Annotated in this window: 2 protein-coding genes and 1 pseudogene; all 3 read right to left on the minus strand. The window is 42.3% G+C overall.

The genetic code is table 11. The features are described 5' to 3' along the window. Positions 1-343 (minus strand): hypothetical protein (locus NST04_RS33950; protein ID WP_341188217.1); only part of this gene is annotated, 343 nt, incomplete at its 3' end. 523 nt (positions 344-866) lie between these two features. Next, the gene (locus tag NST04_RS33955) at positions 867-1,283 is read right to left on the minus strand and encodes a hypothetical protein (RefSeq protein ID WP_341188218.1); all 417 of its coding nucleotides are present in this window, start codon (positions 1,281-1,283) and stop codon (positions 867-869) included. A gap of 63 nt (positions 1,284-1,346) precedes the next feature. After that, positions 1,347-1,559: pseudogene (locus NST04_RS33960) on the minus strand (hypothetical protein); the annotation flags it as partial.

Here is a 1,559-nt window from a genome sequence, read left to right on the forward strand (position 1 = left end):
TGCTGCCTGCCTGCTTCCAGGTGAATGCTGGTGTAGCTTTTAACAGACTCTGCGCTTTCGATTCTGCCGACTGATATTGCCCAGCCGCCCATCTGAGTGCTGATTGCTTGCGCTCTAACCGTTCACTAAGCGACTTCGCCTCCCGTCCCAACTCCTGCAGCAACCGGATCGCCTCGCGGGAGGGAGACTGCACATAACTTTCCGGATAAGCAGCCTGCACCGAACGGATCAAACCACCAACGTTTCTGTCCGTACCGGTGACCTGCTCCTCCAGTATGCGATTCAAGCGCTTCATTCCCTGCTCCAGCTCCAGCATCCGCTTGATGTCCACCTGCTGCTGCATAGTTCACCTCCAGAGTACGAGTACAGCGTCTTAGTTATTCAAATCATCGAACATGGAGCCCTTCACTGTGATGGTCATGCCGTCCAGTGCTGTAATGCCTTGAATAAAGTCTAGAGTGTGGTAAGCCAGCTTGTTGCGGATTAATAACAAACTTAGCGCAGGTCTCCTCTGTAATCTGATTCATGTTTTGTCCGTATATGGCTTGTTCTTGTTTCGATACTTTGACATGTCGGATAACTTTGTTATGTTTCCTTCCCGCCGTTACGATAATCAGAATTAACGATACGCTTTAAGGTTTAACCCATAAAAAATATATCACCGATAAAACAGGCCCATCATAGTTGTATCTCACCATAATCGACCTGTTCAATGTAACGGAATAGCATTATTCAGGGTATGAAATTCAAGCCTTTCGTACGCACAACCGAAACAAAGAAATCTTTATACGGGTATTACATGGGTTAACTATGTTTTTGGTCGAATTGGGCTCATTCGACACTGGGTAGCTCCTGCCACTTTTTCGTTACAATAACAAATCCGCCTTCAAACCTAAGATGTAATCTACCCCTATTTTAGTAGAATCGCTTGTTTCCCTGATTTTATATTCCCCTTTATTATCAATTAGCTTTTTACAGATTTGAATGTCTTGCATCAGTTTTTCAATGTCGTTTTTATCTATATGCTCCTCAAACTTTGTTTCTTTAAGATAAATTTCCAGTTTAGAATATATAAAGTCAGCAATTTCTTTATATTTCAAACTCTCTATAGCAATAGAAACAAAATATAATGTTTTAGTAAACAAACTAACATTTACTCTTCTCCAATCTTCTTCTAAAATTTTCGCTGAAACCTGCGCCACATTTAAACCCTCTTCTTCAATATATTCCTCAAAGTCCAACATTACAGAATTTCTAATTCTTTCATATTTAATTATGCTCATATTATCATTCCTTATCTCATATTTTCAGAATAAACATTAAGCTTAATATTAGGGAACTTACGTCTAAATTTCATAGAAGCCCGGGTCCACGCCCAGCTTCTGCAGCAGCTCCCGCTGGCGCTCCGCATGTTCGTTCGCGGACTTCATATAAGTCTTGTTCCCATACTTCTCATAGACAGAGTAGGCTGCTTGACTTCGTCCTATTTCCCGCAAGGCCTCCGCAATCTTAGATAATTGTTCCCGGGCCTGCTGCTGTTCAGCGGGACTGCCGGCTTT

The organism is Paenibacillus sp. FSL H7-0756, assembly GCF_038006765.1.
GTDB lineage: Bacteria > Bacillota > Bacilli > Paenibacillales > Paenibacillaceae > Paenibacillus_AQ.

Excerpts from the sequence above, each read along its gene's own strand:
- NST04_RS33955 (WP_341188218.1), bottom strand. The coding sequence starts at position 1,283 with ATGAGCATAATTAAATATGAAAGAATTAGAAATTCTGTAATGTTGGAC.